14 protein-coding genes and 1 tRNA gene are annotated in these 19325 nt (G+C 67.5%); 11 read left to right on the top strand and 4 right to left on the bottom strand.

The features are described 5' to 3' along the window. Positions 1-5: 5 nt before the first annotated feature. Both ABZX90_RS23345 and ABZX90_RS23350 read right to left on the bottom strand, forming a co-directional pair. The gene (locus ABZX90_RS23345; protein ID WP_351126469.1) at positions 6-1025 is read right to left on the bottom strand and encodes an adenosine deaminase; all 1020 of its coding nucleotides are present in this window, start codon (positions 1023-1025) and stop codon (positions 6-8) included. 174 nt (positions 1026-1199) lie between these two features. Further along, complete coding sequence (locus tag ABZX90_RS23350) at positions 1200-2426, bottom strand: pyridoxal phosphate-dependent aminotransferase (protein ID WP_351126471.1); 1227 nt, start codon at positions 2424-2426, stop codon at positions 1200-1202. 247 nt (positions 2427-2673) lie between these two features. Here ABZX90_RS23350 and ABZX90_RS23355 point away from each other — a divergent pair. The 11 genes from ABZX90_RS23355 to ABZX90_RS23405 all read left to right on the top strand — a co-directional run bounded on the left by ABZX90_RS23355 (position 2674) and on the right by ABZX90_RS23405 (position 17209). Then, positions 2674-2746, top strand: a tRNA-Trp gene (locus ABZX90_RS23355). A gap of 112 nt (positions 2747-2858) precedes the next feature. Further along, complete coding sequence (secE, locus tag ABZX90_RS23360) at positions 2859-3140, top strand: preprotein translocase subunit SecE (RefSeq protein WP_153289137.1); 282 nt, start codon at positions 2859-2861, stop codon at positions 3138-3140. A 77-nt stretch (positions 3141-3217) separates the two neighbouring features. After that, a complete protein-coding gene (gene nusG / locus ABZX90_RS23365) occupies positions 3218-4093 on the top strand; it encodes a transcription termination/antitermination protein NusG (protein ID WP_355207641.1) in 876 nt (291 codons plus the stop codon). 193 nt (positions 4094-4286) lie between these two features. Next, the gene (gene rplK / locus ABZX90_RS23370) at positions 4287-4721 is read left to right on the top strand and encodes a 50S ribosomal protein L11 (RefSeq protein WP_266761707.1); all 435 of its coding nucleotides are present in this window, start codon (positions 4287-4289) and stop codon (positions 4719-4721) included. A gap of 94 nt (positions 4722-4815) precedes the next feature. Continuing rightward, positions 4816-5541 (top strand): 50S ribosomal protein L1, encoded by a 726-nt coding sequence (gene rplA / locus ABZX90_RS23375; RefSeq protein ID WP_351126476.1) that lies wholly within the window; start codon positions 4816-4818, stop codon positions 5539-5541. A 190-nt stretch (positions 5542-5731) separates the two neighbouring features. After that, positions 5732-6646: a hypothetical protein gene (locus ABZX90_RS23380; RefSeq protein ID WP_351126478.1), complete on the top strand. Its 915-nt coding sequence runs from the start codon at positions 5732-5734 to the stop codon at positions 6644-6646. A gap of 252 nt (positions 6647-6898) precedes the next feature. Further along, complete coding sequence (locus ABZX90_RS23385; RefSeq protein WP_351126480.1) at positions 6899-7768, top strand: DUF1396 domain-containing protein; 870 nt, start codon at positions 6899-6901, stop codon at positions 7766-7768. Positions 7769-8053: 285 nt separating this feature from the next. After that, positions 8054-8584 carry a 50S ribosomal protein L10 gene (gene rplJ, locus ABZX90_RS23390; RefSeq protein ID WP_153289132.1) on the top strand — a complete coding sequence of 177 codons (531 nt, stop codon included), beginning with the start codon at positions 8054-8056 and terminating at the stop codon, positions 8582-8584. A gap of 110 nt (positions 8585-8694) precedes the next feature. Further along, complete coding sequence (gene rplL, locus ABZX90_RS23395; protein WP_326786080.1) at positions 8695-9072, top strand: 50S ribosomal protein L7/L12; 378 nt, start codon at positions 8695-8697, stop codon at positions 9070-9072. A gap of 637 nt (positions 9073-9709) precedes the next feature. Further along, complete coding sequence (gene rpoB / locus ABZX90_RS23400; RefSeq protein WP_351126483.1) at positions 9710-13195, top strand: DNA-directed RNA polymerase subunit beta; 3486 nt, start codon at positions 9710-9712, stop codon at positions 13193-13195. A gap of 114 nt (positions 13196-13309) precedes the next feature. Continuing rightward, positions 13310-17209, top strand: a complete 3900-nt coding sequence (locus tag ABZX90_RS23405; RefSeq protein ID WP_351126485.1) for a DNA-directed RNA polymerase subunit beta' — start codon at positions 13310-13312, stop codon at positions 17207-17209. A gap of 94 nt (positions 17210-17303) precedes the next feature. Here ABZX90_RS23405 and ABZX90_RS23410 read toward each other — a convergent pair whose 3' ends face one another. Together ABZX90_RS23410 and ABZX90_RS23415 are read right to left on the bottom strand one after the other, a co-directional pair. After that, the gene (locus tag ABZX90_RS23410; RefSeq protein WP_355207647.1) at positions 17304-18824 is read right to left on the bottom strand and encodes a M48 family metalloprotease; all 1521 of its coding nucleotides are present in this window, start codon (positions 18822-18824) and stop codon (positions 17304-17306) included. A 32-nt stretch (positions 18825-18856) separates the two neighbouring features. Then, complete coding sequence (locus ABZX90_RS23415; protein WP_351126650.1) at positions 18857-19315, bottom strand: Pycsar system effector family protein; 459 nt, start codon at positions 19313-19315, stop codon at positions 18857-18859. Positions 19316-19325: the final 10 nt, after the last annotated feature.

Here is a 19325-nt window from a genome sequence, read left to right on the forward strand (position 1 = left end):
CGGGGCTAGGAGGTCAGCCAGTCGTCGACCCCGGCCAGCAGCTTCGCCCGGATGTTCTCCGGTGCGGCCGAGGCGCGGATGGACTGCCGTGCCAGCTCGGCCAGTTCCGGGTCCGTGAAGGCGTGGTGGCGGCGGGCGATCTCGTACTGGGCGGCGAGCCGGGAACCGAAGAGCAGCGGGTCGTCGGCTCCGAGGGCCATCGGCACACCGGCTTCGAACAGAGTGCGCAGGGGGACGTCGGCGTGCTTCTCGTAGACGCCCAGGGCGACGTTCGAGGCGGGGCAGACCTCGCAGGTCACCCCGCGGTCCGCGAGACGCTTCAGCAGCCGCGGGTCCTCGGCGGCCCGCACCCCGTGGCCGATCCGTGAGGCGTGCAGGTCGTCCAGGCAGTCGCGGACCGAGGCTGGCCCGGTCAGCTCGCCGCCGTGCGGCGCGGACAGCAGCCCGCCCTCGCGCGCGATGGCGAAGGCCCGGTCGAAGTCCCGCGCCATGCCCCGCCGCTCGTCGTTGGAGAGCCCGAAACCGACGATGCCCCGGTCGGCGTAGCGCACGGCGAGCCGGGCCAGTGTGCGGGCGTCCAGCGGGTGCTTCATGCGGTTCGCGGCCACCAGGACGCGCATCCCGAGTCCGGTCTCCCGCACGGCCGAGTCGACCGCGTCCAGGATGATCTCCAGGGCCGGGATCAACCCGCCGAGGCGAGGGGCGTACGACGTCGGGTCGACCTGGATCTCCAGCCACCCGGAGCCGTCCTTCAGATCCTCCTCGGCGGCCTCGCGCACCAGGCGCTGGATGTCCTCGGGGTCTCTCAGGCACGACCGCGCCGCGTCGTACAGGCGCTGGAAGCGGAACCAGCCGCGCTCGTCGGTCGCCCGCAGCTTCGGCGGTTCGGCGCCGGTCAGCGCATCGGGCAGATGGATCCCGTGCTTGTCGGCCAGTTCCAGCAGGGTGGTGTGCCGCATCGACCCGGTGAAGTGCAGGTGCAGATGGGCCTTCGGCAGTTCACTCACATCACGTACGCGCTCCATCCATGGATCCTGCCGTACGCGCATGTCGTGCCGGTAGCGCTTTCGCTGATCGGAGGCTTGCTCGAACGAACGAACGGGGGCCGACCACTCCCGTGAGTGGCCGGCCCCCGTTACGCGCGCGTGGAGCGCGAAGACGTCACCGGTGCCCCGAAGGGCGAGAGAGAACGGAGGAGGTCAGTCCCTCGCCTCGGCCAGCAGCTTCTGGATCCGGCTGACGCCCTCGACGAGGTCCTCGTCACCGAGGGCGTACGACAGGCGCAGATAGCCCGGCGTGCCGAAGGCCTCGCCCGGAACGACCGCGACCTCGGCCTCCTCCAGGATGAGCGCGGCCAGCTCGACCGTGTCCTTGGGGCGCTTGCCGCGGATCTCCTTGCCGAGGAGTCCCTTCACCGAGGGGTACGCGTAGAAGGCGCCCTCGGGCTCGGGGCAGAGCACGCCGTCGATCTCGTTCAGCATGCGCACGATGGTCTTGCGGCGGCGGTCGAAGGCCTCGCGCATCTTCGCCACGGCCGTGAGGTCGCCGGAGACGGCGGCGAGCGCGGCGACCTGGGCCACGTTCGAGACGTTCGACGTGGCGTGCGACTGCAGGTTGGTCGCGGCCTTGACGACGTCCTTCGGGCCGATGAGCCAGCCGACGCGCCAGCCGGTCATCGCGTACGTCTTGGCGACGCCGTTGACGACGATGCACTTGTCGCGCAGCTCGGGCACCACCACGGGCAGGGAGTGGAATTCCGCATCCCCGTAGACCAGGTGCTCGTAGATCTCGTCGGTCAGGACCCACAGGCCCTTCTCGGCGGCCCAGCGGCCGATCTCCTCGATCTGCTCGCGGGAGTAGACCGCGCCCGTCGGGTTGGACGGGGAGACGAAGAGCAGCACCTTGGTGTTCTCGGTGCGGGCGGCCTCCAGCTGCTCGACCGAGACGCGGTAGCCGGTGGTCTCGTCCGCGACGACGTCCACCGGGACACCGCCGGCGAGACGGATGGACTCCGGGTAGGTCGTCCAGTAAGGCGCGGGGACGATGACCTCGTCGCCCGGGTCGAGGATCGCGGCGAAGGCCTCGTAGATGGCCTGCTTGCCGCCGTTGGTGACCAGGACCTGGGCGGCCTCCACCTCGTAGCCGGAGTCGCGCAGGGTCTTCGCGGCGATCGCGGCCTTCAGCTCGGGGAGCCCGCCGGCCGGCGTGTAGCGGTGGTACTTGGGGTTCGAGCAGGCCTCGATGGCGGCCTGGACGATGTAGTCCGGGGTCGGGAAGTCGGGCTCACCGGCGCCGAAACCGATCACCGGACGTCCGGCGGCCTTGAGTGCCTTGGCCTTGGCGTCCACGGCGAGGGTGGCGGACTCGGAGATCGCGCCGACTCGGGCGGAGACCCGGCGCTCGGTGGGAGGGGTTGCAGGGCTCATGGCACCCATCGTTTCAGACCGGAAACGCCCCCGGCACGCGGGTTTCACAGACTGAACACGGCAGAACATCCGTCCGGATCCACGGGCCCCACCAGTCGATCTTCAGCGGAGGAAGCCCGTACGGACACTTTCTGTTCGACGCCCGGCTCAGGAGCACGTACACTCTCACCTCGTTGGCCTTCACCGGCCGCGCCTTACCGGTGCACACCGAGCACCCGGTCGGATGCGGTACGTTGGGGGAAATCAAAGGGTCGTAGCTCAATTGGTAGAGCACTGGTCTCCAAAACCAGCGGTTGGGGGTTCAAGTCCCTCCGGCCCTGCTACACACACCTTTCGCCAGGATGTGTGCGCATGTACATACGTACCGCAATGCACCGCCGTGCGGCTCAACCGGGCGCGGCACGGCCACGACCCGGAATCAGGTGAGGACGAGTGACGGACGCCGTGGGCTCCATCGACATGCCTGATGCCGAGGCGCCGGAGTCCAAAAAGAAGGCCCGCAAGGGTGGTAAGCGTGCCAAGAAGGGCCCGCTGAAGCGCCTCGCCACCTTCTATCGCCAGATCGTCGCGGAACTCCGCAAGGTCGTCTGGCCGACTCGCAATCAGCTGACGACGTACACCACAGTGGTGATTGTGTTTGTCGTCATCATGATCGGCCTGGTGACCGTGATTGACTATGGGCTCAACCACGCCGCCAAGTACGTCTTCGGCTGAGCCGAGAGCGAAGGGCGCCGTCACCGGCGCCCCTTTCGCGTGTTCCACCCCCATGTATCCAGGAAGAAGCAGCCACCGTGTCTGACCCGAACCTGAACGACGCCAGCGAGTCGGTCGAGTCCGTTGACGACGAGCTCGAGATCGTCGAGGGAGCGGACGTCGTGGACGAGTTCGAGGCTGCTGATGCCGCCGCCGGCGAGCCCGCCGAGGACGCGGCCCTGCACGTCGAGGACGAGTCCGGTGAGGACGTCGAAGACGTCGAGGACCAGGCCGTACCCGCCGAGGCACTCGCCGACGAGGCAGAGGCCGAAGAAGCCGAAGTCGAGGCCGAGCCCGTCGACCCCGTCACCGCCCTGCGCGAGGAACTGCGTCTGCTCCCCGGCGAGTGGTACGTCATCCACACGTACGCCGGTTACGAGAACCGCGTGAAGACCAACCTCGAGCAGCGTGCCGTCTCGCTGAACGTCGAGGACTTCATCTTCCAGGCCGAGGTGCCGCAGGAAGAGGTCGCGCAGATCAAGAACGGCGAGCGCAAGACGATCAAGCAGAACAAGCTCCCGGGCTACGTCCTGGTCCGCATGGACCTGACGAACGAGTCCTGGGGCGTCGTCCGCAACACCCCCGGCGTCACCGGCTTCGTGGGCAACGCCTACGACCCGTACCCGCTGACCCTGGACGAGATCGTCAAGATGCTCGCCCCGGAGGCCGAGGAGAAGGCCGCCCGCGAGGCCGCAGAGGCCGAGGGCAAGCCCGCCCCGCAGCGCAAGCTCGAGGTCCAGGTGCTGGACTTCGAGGTCGGCGACTCGGTCACCGTCACCGACGGCCCGTTCGCCACGCTGCAGGCCACCATCAACGAGATCAACGCCGACTCGAAGAAGGTCAAGGGCCTCGTCGAGATCTTCGGCCGCGAGACTCCGGTCGAGCTTTCCTTCGACCAGATCCAGAAGAACTAGCACCTTCTGGACGTACGTCTTCCGAACAGGTCAGACGGGCTCTCGCAGCCGGTCTGACCTGCTCGGTTTTTAGCCGCGCACAGATACCCGTTATCGTTGTGCGGTATGCCTCCATCCGGATCATCACCTCGGTTGAAGGCAGCCGTCCGGGGCGACTCGGACGTAGGAAGGCGAAAACGAAAGAGGACCCGGAATGCCTCCCAAGAAGAAGAAGGTCACGGGGCTTATCAAGCTCCAGATCAACGCCGGTGCGGCGAACCCGGCCCCGCCGGTCGGCCCCGCGCTCGGTCAGCACGGCGTCAACATCATGGAGTTCTGCAAGGCCTACAACGCCGCGACCGAGTCGCAGCGTGGCTGGGTCATCCCGGTGGAGATCACGGTCTACGAAGACCGCTCCTTCACCTTCGTGACCAAGACTCCGCCGGCCGCGAAGATGATCCTCAAGGCCGCGGGTGTCGAGAAGGGCTCCGGCGAGCCGCACAAGACCAAGGTCGCCAAGATCACCCAGGCGCAGGTCCGCGAGATCGCCACGACCAAGATGCCCGACCTCAACGCCAACGACCTGGACGCCGCGTCGAAGATCATCGCCGGCACCGCCCGTTCCATGGGCATCACGGTCGAGGGCTGACACCCACCTTCGTAGGAACCATGCGGCTTCGGCCGCACGTGGCAGGGCCTGCTCGGTCCGTACCACGACTCCTCAGAACACATCAGGAGCAGTAGTGAGCAAGCGCAGCAAGTCTCTCCGCGCTGCGGACGCCAAGATCGACCGGGAGAAGCTCTACGCCCCGCTCGAGGCCGTCCGTCTCGCCAAGGAGACCTCCACGAGCAAGTTCGACGGCACCGTCGAGGTCGCCTTCCGCCTGGGTGTCGACCCGCGCAAGGCCGACCAGATGGTCCGTGGCACCGTGAACCTCCCGCACGGCACCGGTAAGACCGCCCGGGTCCTGGTCTTCGCGACCGGTGACCGTGCCGAGGCCGCACTCGCCGCAGGCGCCGACATCGTCGGCTCCGACGAGCTCATCGACGAGGTGTCGAAGGGCCGTCTGGACTTCGACGCCGTCGTCGCCACCCCGGACCTCATGGGCAAGGTCGGCCGCCTCGGCCGCGTGCTCGGTCCCCGTGGTCTCATGCCGAACCCCAAGACCGGCACCGTGACCCCGGACGTCGCCAAGGCTGTCACCGAGATCAAGGGTGGCAAGATCGAGTTCCGCGTCGACAAGCACTCGAACCTGCACTTCATCATCGGCAAGGTGTCCTTCGACGACGCCAAGCTGGTGGAGAACTACGGTGCGGCCCTCGACGAGATCCTTCGTCTGAAGCCGTCGGCCGCCAAGGGTCGCTACATCAAGAAGGCCGCGATCAGCACCACGATCGGCCCCGGCGTTCCCGTCGACTCGAACCGCACCCGCAACCTCCTCGTCGAGGAGGACCCGGCCGCCGTCTGAGCCTTCCGCTCACCCCGGTGACCGCGTCGCGCACGCGTATCTGAACGGGCCCCGCAACCTTTCGAGGTGCGGGGCCCGTCCCCATTCCCGGAGGCGTTCTCCGGGCGAGTGACCCGGGGCGAATCCGGACACGTGTGTCAGTGGCCTGCGCTAGCGTGCAGTGCACATAATTCGCATAGGGGTGGGACGAATGAAGAGCACCATGGTGCGCCGTGTGACTCTCCCGATCGTGCTGACGGCCGCGCTGGCGGGGGTGACGGCCTGCAACTCCTCGGATTCCTCAGGGAGTTCGGGCAAGGACGACAAGGCCGGGCACAAGGGCACCACGCACGTCAGCCCGTTGGCCGCCCTGCGCTCCGCGGAGAAGTCCACCGACGGCGCTGACTCCGCCAAGGTCGAGTCCACGACCACCATGGGCACGCTGATGTCCATGAAGGCCGACGGCGTCATGGGCTGGGCGGACGGCCTCACCGGCACCATGACCATCACGTACACGGGCGGCACGCTCGCCGACACCATGCGCCAGACGGGCAGCACCTCGATGCAGGCCCGCTATCTGCCCGACGCCTACTACGCGAGGATGAGCGACAAGTTCGCCGGGCAGGCGGGCGGCAAGCACTGGATCCGGTACGGGTACGACGACCTCGCCAAGTTCGGCGGCAGCTCGGGCGCGTATCTCAAGGACCAGATGCAGAACACCACGCCGAACCAGTCGGTGAAGCTCCTGCTGGCCTCCGGTGACGTCGAGAAGGTCGGTGCGGAGACCGTGCGCGGCCGCCAGACCACGCACTACTCCGGCACGGTCGACGTCGCGGACCTGGCGACCAAGTCCTCCAACCTCAGCGCGAGCCAGCTCGCGGACCTCAGGAAGCAGCTCACCGCGGCCGGTGTCAGCACCGAGAAGGTCGACATCTGGGTCGACGGCGACAACCTGCTGGTCAAGAAGGTGGAGAAGGGCGAGCTGACGAGCGGCACGATGACCTCGACGGCGTACTACAGCGACTACGGGACGAAGGTCTCCGCCGAGGAGCCCCCGCCGGGCGACACCGCCGACTTCAAGGACCTGCTGAAGGCGCAGGGGGCGACCGGCGGCATCACCTCCTGAGCCGGCCCCGCCGCTCGGCTCCTGAACCGGCCCGCCGCCCGGCGCCTGAGCCCCGCCCCGCCGCCCCGCTTCCGAGCCCCCGCCGTCCTCCTCCCGAGCTTCGTTTCGGCCCCTCCCGAGTCCCGCGCCGGCCTGCCTCCCGAGTCCCGTCGTCCCCTCCCGAGTCCCGCGAAATTCAGATGATCACTTGGGTCCCTTCGGATACGCTCGCGCCGAATCTGTGAATCGCTCATCCGTTCCTTGGGGGGAATCATGAGACTTTCTGTGCGCAACCCGGTACGGCACCGAGCGGCCGCCGCGGCCCTCGCGGCACTGGTCCTCGGCGGGGGAGCGGTGGGCTGCACGAAGGACGCCAAGGACGCCGCGGGGGAGTCGCCCGCGCTCACGCCCGCCGCGGCCGTGGCGAAGGCGGCGAAGAAGACCGACGACATCACCTCGCTCCGCTACCGGATGACCGGCAAGGTCCCGGGGGAGGGCCGCGTCAGCGGCGAGGCGGCGATGAGCATGAAGCCGCTGGCCATGAGCATGAAGATGACCGCCGAGGACCAGGCCGCCGACGGCCCGGTCGAGATCCGGCTCGTGGGCAAGGCGATGTACATAGGCGGGGGCGCCAAGGCCGCCAAGGAGATGGACGGCAAGAGCTGGATCAAGTTCGACATGTCCGCCCTGGGCGCGGACAAGGAGCTGAACGCGAGCCAGCTGGGAGGCGGACAGGCCGACAAGAACCCGGCCACCGAGTCCACCTTCCTCACCGGCTCCAAGGACGTGAAGAAGGTCGGGACCGAGACCGTCGGCGGCGTGAAGACCACGCACTACAAGGGGTCGATCACCCTCGACGAGTACCGCAAGTCGCTCAAGAGCGAGGACAAGGCCACGCGCGAGAAGCGGGAGAAGGCCCTCGACCAGTACACGAAGATGGGCGTCGACGCGATCACGATGGACATGTGGGTCGACGGCGACGACCACACCAAGCAGTTCCGTATGCGCGGGACCGCCGACAAGGGTCCGCTCGACATGACCATCACCTTCCTCGACTTCAACAAGCCGGTGACGGTGACGGCTCCGCCCGCCAAGGACACCGTCGACCTCGCCGAGATGATGAAGGGCGCCCAGTCGGGCTGACCCCTCCGACCGGATTTGCTTGGCGACGTCCCGTTCACGTACTCTCCTCGAGAAGCCAAAGACCGCTGGTCGTTGCCTCGTGCTCGCAAGAGGGCGTGGTGACCGAAGGATCCGCTGAAACTGCGGACGACCCGCGTAGGTGTTCGTGGATGTGTTCCCGGAGTTCGCACGCCCAGCGTGCGGAGGAATCCGGTTGAGCTACGCCCCGTGCGCTTGCGCCGGGGCGTTTCGTTTTGTCAGTCCCTTCTGAGCGGTCCTCATCACCCGGAAGGAGGCCGACGCTCTATGGCAAGGCCCGACAAGGCTGCCGCGGTAGCCGAGCTCGCGGACCAGTTCCGCAGCTCGAACGCCGCCGTGCTGACCGAGTACCGGGGTCTCACTGTGGCGCAGCTCAAGACGCTGCGTCGTTCGCTCGGTGAAGACGCCCAGTACGCCGTGGTGAAGAACACGCTGACCAAGATTGCGGCCAACGAGGCCGGGATCTCTACGCTCGACGACCTGTTCAACGGTCCGACGGCGGTCGCCTTCATCACCGGTGACCCGGTGGTGTCGGCGAAGGGTCTTCGTGACTTTGCCAAGGACAACCCGAACCTCGTCATCAAGGGCGGTGTCCTTGACGGTAAGGCGCTGTCCGCCGACGAGATCAAGAAGCTTGCGGACCTTGAGTCCCGCGAGGTTCTGCTCGCCAAGCTGGCGGGTGCCTTCAAGGGCAAGCAGACGCAGACTGCTCGTCTCTTCCAGGCGCTCCCCTCGAAGTTCGTCCGCACCGCGGAGGCGCTTCGTGTCAAGCAGGCCGAGCAGGGCGGTGCCGAGTAATTCGGCTCGCGCATTGACCGCCGCCTGAGGCGACGGTCGTAGCGGGCCGAAAGTACGCCCGCCTCACCAGTACATCCCGGCACCTGCCGAATTAGTGGAAGGACGCCATCATGGCGAAGCTGTCCCAGGAAGAGCTGCTCGCGCAGTTCGAGAACCTCACCCTCATCGAGCTCTCCGAGTTCGTGAAGGCCTTCGAGGAGAAGTTCGACGTCACTGCCGCCGCCGCGGTCGCCGCTGCCCCGGTCGGCCCCGTCGCCGTCGAGGCCGCTGAGGAGCAGGACGAGTTCGACGTCATCCTCACGGGTGCCGGCGAGAAGAAGATCCAGGTCATCAAGGTCGTGCGTGAGCTCACCTCGCTGGGCCTGAAGGAGGCCAAGGACCTCGTCGACGGCGCTCCGAAGCCCGTCCTCGAGAAGGTCGCCAAGGAGGCCGCCGAGAAGGCTGCCGAGTCCCTCAAGGGCGCCGGCGCCTCCGTCGAGGTCAAGTAACTCGACGAGTCCCCCGAGGACTCCTGTGAAGCTGTGACAGCCGCTCAAGAAGCGCTGTAACGCTGACGCACCGAAGAGCGATCACCCAACTGGGTGGTCGCTCTTCGGCGTTCCAGGGGGTCCCCGAAGCGGCAGCCTTGCGCTGCAGGTCGCGACGAGTATGGTGATCTTCGTAGTGCCTCCGGCCACCCTGTGACAGGCAGAGAGACGGGTTGCAAGACGGGCCGCACGTGACGATCGCGGCACTCGCTCGGGCATGGGGGGCCTTGACGAACCGCACGCAGCGCGCAATTCTCAGGACGCGTCGTCACAACGATCCGTATCCGAGGCATGGATCGCTGACGAAGAGGGCAGTATCGATGTGCATTGAGGGCGTGGCTTGCCGCAGGTGTTGAGAACAACGAGGGTCTCAAGAAACCGGGACTGGACATCAGTGGGCCTAGTGGCTACACTGACCCTTTGCGCTGCCTGTTAGCTGCCTCCTGCCCGTCACCAGGGGCATCCCCGTGTTTGAGCAACGACAGTTGGACTATCCCTGACCTGGCCTTATCCGGCCGGATCGGAAACGGCCCGACGCTTTGTCCGACATGGGACCGGTACGCGCGTAGTGAGTCCGAGCCCTCGGAAGGACCCCCTCTTGGCCGCCTCGCGCACTGCCTCGACCGCGAATACGAACAACGGCGCCAGCACCGCCCCGCTGCGCATCTCCTTTGCAAAGATCAAGGAGCCCCTCGAGGTTCCGAACCTTCTTGCGCTGCAAACCGAGAGCTTCGACTGGCTGCTCGGCAACGACGCGTGGAAGGCTCGTGTCGAGGCGGCTCTGGACAGCGGACAGGACGTCCCCACCAAGTCCGGTCTGGAGGAGATCTTCGAGGAGATCTCCCCGATCGAGGACTTCAGTGGGTCGATGTCCCTGACGTTCCGCGACCACCGCTTCGAGCCCCCGAAGAACTCCATCGACGAGTGCAAGGACCGCGACTTCACGTACGCGGCCCCGCTCTTCGTCACCGCCGAGTTCACCAACAACGAGACCGGCGAGATCAAGTCCCAGACGGTCTTCATGGGCGACTTCCCGCTCATGACCAACAAGGGCACCTTCGTCATCAACGGCACCGAGCGTGTCGTCGTGTCGCAGCTGGTCCGCTCGCCGGGTGTCTACTTCGACTCCTCCATCGACAAGACGTCCGACAAGGACATCTTCTCGGCCAAGGTCATCCCGTCCCGGGGCGCCTGGCTGGAGATGGAGATCGACAAGCGCGACATGGTCGGTGTCCGCATCGACCGCAAGCGCAAGCAGTCCGTCACCGTTCTCCTGAAGGCTCTCGGCTGGACCACCGAGCAGATCCTCGAGGAGTTCGGCGAGTACGAGTCCATGCGCGCCACCCTGGAGAAGGACCACACCCAGGGCCAGGACGACGCGCTCCTGGACATCTACCGCAAGCTGCGTCCGGGCGAGCCGCCGACCCGTGAGGCCGCGCAGACGCTTCTGGAGAACCTCTACTTCAACTCGAAGCGCTACGACCTCGCGAAGGTCGGCCGCTACAAGGTGAACAAGAAGCTGGGCGGCGAAGCCCCGCTGGACGCCGGGGTCCTGACCGTCGAGGACATCCTCTCGTCGATCAAGTACCTGGTGAAGCTGCACGCCGGTGAGACCGAGACCGTTGGCAACAACGGCACCTCGATCGTCGTCGAGACCGACGACATCGACCACTTCGGCAACCGTCGTCTGCGCAACGTCGGCGAGCTCATCCAGAACCAGGTCCGCACGGGTCTGGCTCGTATGGAGCGCGTCGTCCGCGAGCGCATGACGACTCAGGACGTCGAGGCGATCACGCCGCAGACCCTGATCAACATCCGGCCGGTCGTCGCCTCCATCAAGGAGTTCTTCGGCACCAGCCAGCTGTCGCAGTTCATGGACCAGAACAACCCGCTGTCGGGTCTCACCCACAAGCGCCGTCTGTCGGCGCTTGGCCCGGGTGGTCTCTCCCGTGAGCGGGCCGGCTTCGAGGTCCGTGACGTGCACCCGTCGCACTACGGCCGCATGTGCCCGATCGAGACCCCTGAAGGCCCGAACATCGGCCTGATCGGCTCGCTCGCCTCCTACGGCCGGGTCAACGCGTTCGGTTTCGTCGAGACCCCGTACCGCAGGGTCACGGGCGGCTTCGTCACCGACGAGGTCGACTACCTGACGGCCGACGAAGAGGACCGATTCGTCATCGCGCAGGCCAACGCGCCGCTGACGGAGGAGTTCCGCTTCGAGGAGTCCCGCGTCCTGGTCCGCCGTCGTGGCGGAGAGGTCGACTACGTCCCCGGTGACGACGTCGACTACATGGACGTCTCCCCGCGCCAGATGGTGTCGGTCGCGACCGCGATGATCCCGTTCCTGGAGCACGACGACGCCAACCGTGCCCTCATGGGCGCGAACATGATGCGTCAGGCCGTTCCGCTCATCAAGTCCGAGGCGCCGCTGGTCGGCACCGGCATGGAGTACCGCTGTGCGGTCGACGCCGGTGACGTCCTGAAGTCGGAGAAGGACGGTGTGGTCCAGGAGGTCTCCGCGGACTACATCACCACCGCCAACGACGACGGCACGTACACCACGTACCGCCTGCACAAGTTCTCCCGGTCGAACCAGGGCACCTCCGTCAACCAGAAGGTTGTCGTGGACGAGGGCGCCCGCGTGATCGAAGGCCAGGTCCTGGCCGACGGTCCCGCGACCGAGGACGGCGAGATGGCGCTCGGCAAGAACCTGCTCGTGGCGTTCATGCCGTGGGAGGGTCACAACTACGAGGACGCGATCATCCTGTCGCAGCGCCTCGTGCAGGACGACGTCCTCTCCTCGATCCACATCGAGGAGCACGAGGTCGACGCCCGTGACACCAAGCTCGGCCCGGAGGAGATCACCCGGGACATCCCGAACGTCTCCGAGGAGGTCCTCGCCGACCTCGACGAGCGCGGCATCATCCGTATCGGTGCCGAGGTCGTCGCCGGCGACATCCTCGTCGGCAAGGTCACGCCCAAGGGCGAGACCGAGCTGACGCCGGAGGAGCGCCTGCTGCGCGCGATCTTCGGTGAGAAGGCGCGTGAGGTCCGTGACACCTCGCTGAAGGTCCCGCACGGCGAGATCGGCAAGGTCATCGGCGTCCGTGTCTTCGACCGTGAAGAGGGCGACGAGCTGCCGCCGGGCGTGAACCAGCTGGTTCGTGTCTACGTGGCGCAGAAGCGCAAGATCACGGACGGTGACAAGCTCGCCGGCCGTCACGGCAACAAGGGTGTCATCTCGAAGATCCTGCCGATCGAGGACATGCCGTTCCTGGAGGACGGCACCCCGGTCGACATCATCCTCAACCCGCTCGGTGTCCCGTCCCGAATGAACCCGGGACAGGTCCTGGAGATCCACCTCGGCTGGCTCGCCAGCCGCGGCTGGGACGTCTCCGGTCTCGCGGACGACTGGGCCCAGCGCCTGCAGGCCATCGGGGCCGACAAGGTCGCCCCGGGCACCAACGTCGCCACCCCCGTCTTCGACGGTGCGCGTGAGGACGAGCTCGCGGGTCTCTTCGAGCACACCCTGCCCAACCGCGACGGTGACCGTCTGGTCCTCCCGTCCGGCAAGGCGAGGCTGTTCGACGGCCGCTCCGGTGAGCCGTTCCCGGACCCGGTTTCGATCGGGTACATGTACATCCTCAAGCTCCACCACCTGGTCGACGACAAGCTCCACGCCCGCTCGACCGGTCCGTACTCGATGATCACCCAGCAGCCGCTGGGTGGTAAGGCTCAGTTCGGTGGCCAGCGCTTCGGTGAGATGGAGGTGTGGGCGCTGGAGGCGTACGGCGCCGCTTACGCCCTCCAGGAGCTGCTGACCATCAAGTCCGACGACGTCACCGGCCGCGTGAAGGTCTACGAGGCCATCGTCAAGGGCGAGAACATCCCCGAGCCCGGCATCCCCGAGTCCTTCAAGGTGCTCATCAAGGAGATGCAGTCTCTCTGCCTCAACGTGGAGGTGCTGTCCAGCGACGGTATGTCCATCGAAATGCGTGACACCGACGAGGACGTCTTCCGCGCGGCGGAGGAGCTCGGCATCGACCTGTCCCGGCGCGAGCCGAGCAGCGTCGAAGAGGTCTGACGGGAGTTCGGCGGGCCCTTGGCCACCTGTGGAAAAGGTGACCAAGGCCCGCCGGCCCCAGGACCCCCGTATCAGACCCCTAAGACTTACAACCCTGAGAGGGATTGACGCATAGTGCTCGACGTCAACTTCTTCGATGAGCTCCGGATCGGTCTGGCCACCGCTGACGACATCCGTCAGTGGAGCCACGGCGAGGTCAAGAAGCCCGAGACCATCAACTACCGCACGCTCAAGCCCGAAAAGGACGGACTCTTCTGCGAGAAGATCTTCGGTCCGACCCGGGACTGGGAGTGCTACTGCGGTAAGTACAAGCGAGTCCGCTTCAAGGGCATCATCTGTGAGCGCTGCGGCGTCGAGGTCACTCGCGCCAAGGTGCGTCGCGAGCGGATGGGTCACATCGAGCTGGCCGCTCCCGTCACCCACATCTGGTACTTCAAGGGCGTTCCGTCGCGGCTGGGCTACCTGCTCGACCTCGCCCCGAAGGACCTCGAGAAGGTCATCTACTTCGCCGCGTACATGATCACGTACGTCGACGAGGAGCGCCGCACCCGCGACCTGCCCTCGCTGGAGGCCCACGTCTCCGTCGAGCGCCAGCAGGTCGAGAACCGTCGCGACGCCGACCTCGAAGCCCGCGCCAAGAAGCTCGAGACCGACCTGGCCGAGCTCGAGGCCGAGGGTGCCAAGGCCGACGTGCGCCGCAAGGTGCGCGAGGGTGCCGAGCGTGAGATGAAGCAGCTGCGCGACCGCGCGCAGCGCGAGATCGACCGTCTCGACGAGGTGTGGACCCGCTTCAAGAACCTCAAGGTCCAGGACCTGGAGGGCGACGAGCTCCTCTACCGCGAGCTGCGTGACCGCTTCGGCACGTACTTCGACGGATCGATGGGTGCCGCGGCGCTGCAGAAGCGCCTGGAGTCCTTCGACCTGGACGAGGAGGCCGAGCGCCTCCGCGAGATCATCCGCACCGGCAAGGGCCAGAAGAAGACCCGTGCGCTCAAGCGCCTCAAGGTCGTCTCCGCGTTCCTGCAGACCAGCAACAGCCCCAAGGGCATGGTGCTCGACTGCGTGCCGGTCATCCCGCCGGACCTTCGCCCGATGGTGCAGCTGGACGGTGGCCGCTTCGCGACCTCCGACCTGAACGACCTGTACCGCCGTGTGATCAACCGCAACAACCGTCTGAAGCGCCTTCTCGACCTCGGTGCCCCCGAGATCATCGTGAACAACGAGAAGCGCATGCTCCAGGAGGCCGTCGACGCGCTCTTCGACAACGGCCGTCGTGGTCGCCCGGTCACGGGCCCCGGCAACCGTCCGCTGAAGTCGCTGTCCGACATGCTCAAGGGCAAGCAGGGTCGATTCCGTCAGAACCTGCTCGGCAAGCGTGTGGACTACTCCGCGCGTTCCGTGATCGTCGTCGGTCCGCAGCTGAAGCTGCACCAGTGTGGTCTGCCCAAGGCCATGGCGCTGGAGCTCTTCAAGCCGTTCGTGATGAAGCGCCTGGTCGACCTGAACCACGCGCAGAACATCAAGAGCGCCAAGCGGATGGTCGAGCGCGGCCGCACGGTCGTGTACGACGTCCTGGAAGAGGTCATCGCTGAGCACCCGGTTCTGCTGAACCGTGCGCCCACGCTGCACCGCCTCGGCATCCAGGCCTTCGAGCCGCAGCTGGTCGAGGGCAAGGCCATCCAGATCCACCCGCTCGTCTGCACCGCGTTCAACGCGGACTTCGACGGTGACCAGATGGCCGTCCACCTGCCGCTCTCCGCGGAGGCGCAGGCCGAGGCCCGCATCCTGATGCTGTCCTCGAACAACATCCTCAAGCCGGCCGACGGCCGCCCGGTCACGATGCCGACCCAGGACATGGTCCTCGGTCTGTTCTTCCTGACCACCGACGGCGACCTGCGGAACGTGAAGGGCGAGGACCGCTCCTTCGCTTCCGTGGCCGAGGCGATCATGGCGTTCGACGCCGGCGAGCTCTCGCTGCAGTCGCGCGTGGACATCCGCTTCCCGGTGGGCACCATCCCGCCGCGCGGCTGGACCCCGCCGGTGCGGGAAGAGGGCGACCCGGAGTGGCAGCAGGGTGACACCTTCCGCCTGCGGACGACCCTGGGCCGCGCGCTCTTCAACGAGCTGCTGCCCGAGGACTACCCGTTCGTCGACTACGAGGTCGGCAAGAAGCAGCTCTCCGAGATCGTCAACGACCTCGCCGAGCGCTACCCCAAGGTCATCGTGGCGGCGACGCTCGACAACCTGAAGGCGGCCGGCTTCTTCTGGGCGACCCGTTCCGGCGTCACCGTGGCCATCTCCGACATCGTCGTTCCGGATGCGAAGCGCGCGATCGTCAAGGGCTACGAGGACCTGGACGAGAAGGTCCAGAAGCAGTACGAGCGCGGTCTGATCACCAAGGAAGAGCGCACGCAGGAGCTCATCGCGATCTGGACCAAGGCGACCAACGAGGTTGCCGAGGCGATGAACGCGAACTTCCCGAAGACCAACCCGGTTTCGATGATGGTGAACTCGGGCGCACGAGGCAACATGATGCAGATGCGTCAGATCGCCGGTATGCGTGGTCTGGTGTCGAACGCCAAGAACGAGACGATCCCGCGCCCCATCAAGGCCTCCTTCCGTGAAGGCCTGTCGGTGCTCGAGTACTTCATCTCGACCCACGGTGCCCGTAAGGGTCTGGCGGACACCGCCCTGCGTACCGCCGACTCGGGTTACCTCACCCGTCGTCTGGTCGACGTCTCCCAGGACGTCATCATCCGCGAGGAGGACTGCGGCACCGACCGTGGCCTCAAGCTGCACATCGCGGAGCGCGGCGCGGACGGCATCCTGCGCAAGGCGGAGAACGTCGAGACCAGCGTGTACGCACGTGCGCTGGCCGAGGACATCACCGTCGACGGCAAGGTGCTGGCCCCGGCCAACACCGACCTCGGCGACGTCCTCATCGACGAGCTCGTCAAGCACGGCATCGAGGAGGTCAAGACCCGCTCGGTCCTGACCTGTGAGTCCGCCGTCGGCACCTGCGCCATGTGCTACGGCCGCTCGCTGGCCACCGGCAAGCTGGTCGACATCGGTGAGGCGGTCGGCATCATCGCCGCCCAGTCCATCGGTGAGCCCGGTACCCAGCTGACGATGCGTACCTTCCACACCGGTGGTGTGGCCGGTGACGACATCACCCAGGGTCTGCCCCGTGTCGTCGAGCTCTTCGAGGCTCGTACGCCGAAGGGTGTCGCCCCGATCTCCGAGGCCTCCGGCCGCGTGCGGATCGAGGAGACCGAGAAGACCAAGAAGCTCGTGGTCACCCCGGACGACGGCAGCGACGAGACGGCGTTCCCGATCTCGAAGCGTGCCCGGCTCCTGGTGTCCGAGGGCGAGCACGTCGAGGTGGGCCAGAAGCTCACCGTGGGTGCCACCAACCCGCACGACGTGCTGCGCATCCTGGGTCAGCGTGCCGTCCAGGTCCACCTGGTCGGCGAGGTCCAGAAGGTCTACAACTCGCAGGGTGTGTCGATCCACGACAAGCACATCGAGATCATCATCCGGCAGATGCTGCGCCGTGTGACGATCATCGAGTCGGGCGACGCGGAGCTGCTGCCCGGCGAGCTGGTCGAGCGTTCGAAGTTCGAGACCGAGAACCGTCGTGTGGTCCAGGAAGGCGGCCACCCGGCCTCCGGCCGTCCGCAGCTGATGGGTATCACCAAGGCCTCGCTGGCGACCGAGTCGTGGCTGTCGGCGGCGTCCTTCCAGGAGACGACCAGGGTTCTGACGGACGCGGCGATCAACGCCAAGTCCGACTCCCTGATCGGCCTCAAGGAGAACGTCATCATCGGTAAGCTCATCCCGGCCGGTACGGGTCTGTCCCGCTACCGCAACATCCGGGTCGAGCCGACCGAGGAAGCCAAGGCCGCGATGTACTCGGCCGTCGGCTACGACGACATCGACTACTCGCCGTTCGGCACGGGCTCCGGCCAGGCCGTCCCGCTGGAGGACTACGACTACGGTCCGTACAACCAGTAAGCGGTAGGCAGTAGGTAGCAAGCAGTTCGAAGGGCGGTCACCCCCGACGGGGGTGACCGCCCTTCGGCGTTCCCCGGTCCGCCGGGGACCCGTTCTAGCGCGGGAGCTGGAGATACGGCTCCAGGGCGCGCAGCCGGGTGTAGTTGTCGGGGTGGGTGGACAGCAGCTTGGCGAGGCCGCCCGGCTCCTGGAGCTTCTTGCCCTGGGTGACGGCGGCCGCCTTCGCGGCGTCCTCCTCGGCCTGGAAGTGATGCAGGACCTGGGCCATCTCGGGCGCGAAGCCGAGGGCCGCGGCCTGCTGGTCGGCGCGGAGTTCGCCGAGGCGGCCCGCGTAGGCGAGCAGATAGGGCGCGACGACGAGCGGGATCGTGATGTACCAGGCGATGAGGAACCCGGCGATCACGAACATCCCCATGAAGAGGATCAGGAGCCCGGTCGCGGCCGCCGAGAAGACCCCCGCGACGGCGAGCGCGATGCGGGCCATCCCACGGGTGAACGCCCAGGCGAGTCGGCCGGGCAGGGAGTACCAGTAGCCGAGGAGTCCGGCCCAGGCGTGTCCCCCGGTGTGGTGGCCGAGCTCATGGGCGAGTACGGCGGCGAGGTTGCTGCTGGGAATCCGGTTGAGTGAGTAGGTCGTGACGCCGACGACATGGCCGGCGGCCGCGACCGCGTTCAGGTCCTCGCTGTTCTCCACCATCAGCTCGTAGGTGTTCGCCTCGATGCCCGCCCGGGCCGTGACCTCGCGCCAGATCGGCTCCAGCCGGGCCCGTTCCTCGGCCAGCGGCATCCGCAGTTTGAGCACGTGCCGGGCGAAGCGCAGCTCGGTGGGCCGGTGGAAGACGAGCGCACCGGAGGCCAGCCAGGCCACCACTACCAGCCAGCCCACGGCCGTACCGAGCAGCCCGAGTGCGAGGGACGACACCACGGCGAGGCTCACCAGGAACCCCGGGATCTGTGTCGCGAGCTGCCCGATGGCGGTGGCGTCGGCACCCCGTTGATGGCTCGCCAGATGAACGCGTGAGCCCTGGTGGCGGTAGTCGAGGTCGTCGGGCGCGGTGGCCGGCCGCGGGACGAAGGGCGCGGGCTGCGGCGACTGCTGACCCGGGTACCGCGCGTCCGGACCCGGGTACTGCGGCTGCTGCTGACCCGGGTACTGCGGAGGAGGGGTCGCCGTCTGCTGCTGGGCCGTCTGCTGGTGGGCGGCGGACGGAGTGGCGGATCCCGGGTACTGGGGTGCTGGGCCGCCTCCGGCTCCGGGGTACTGGGGTGCGGCGCCTCCGGCTCCGGGGTACTGCGGCGGATGGCCTCCGGCACCCGGGTACTGAGGTGCGGGGCCTCCGGCGCCCGGGTACTGCGGGGGGTGGCCTCCCGGGCCCGGGTACTGCGGTCCCGGCCCGCCGGTCCCGGGGCTTGCGGGGTACTGGGGTGGAGGAGCGGAGGACGCCGGGTACTGGGGTGGCGGGGAGGCGGCTCCCGGGTAAGGGGGCGGCTGAGTGGCGGCTCCCGGGTACGAGGGCTGCGAGGAGGCGGCGTCCGGGTAGGGGGGCGGCGGAGTGGCCGCTCCCGGGTACGGGGGCTCGGGGGACGCGGGGGCCGGGCCTGGGGGCTGGGACATGAGGGCTCCTTCGATATGGCTGTGCGGAGACTTCAGCCGATGAGCAGCGCGGTCGGCAGCAGGGCGGTGCCGGCGCAGAACGCGATCAGGCCGGTACGGATCCACTGGTGCTTGCGGGCGGCGATACGGCTGGTCTCGATGAGCGCCGCCGTGAGTCCGGCGGCGGGGTCGCGATCGGTGTCGGCCAGCGCGGCGGCCAGTCGGCCCTCGCGTACGGCCTGCTGGATGTCGCCGAAGTAGCACAGCGGCCGGCCCGGGGCCCAGGTGCCGCTGTAGCGGGGGAGCACGGCGAGCAGCAGCGCGAACAGGGACAGCCCCAGCGCCGCCGCCCCGGCCCACCACAGGCCCGTCCCGGCCCAGGACAGCTCACCCGGCGTCCAGCCGCGTCCCGCAAGGAGCGCGCTGAACACGCCCGCCGTCATTCCGAGCGCCGCCACCAGCACGGAGGCCTTGCTGTCGGCCCGGGCGATCTCGCCGCGCAGCTCGGTCAGGAGCCGATCC

The sequence above is a fragment of the Streptomyces sp. NPDC002935 genome, from assembly GCF_040611295.1.
Lineage (GTDB): Bacteria > Actinomycetota > Actinomycetes > Streptomycetales > Streptomycetaceae > Streptomyces.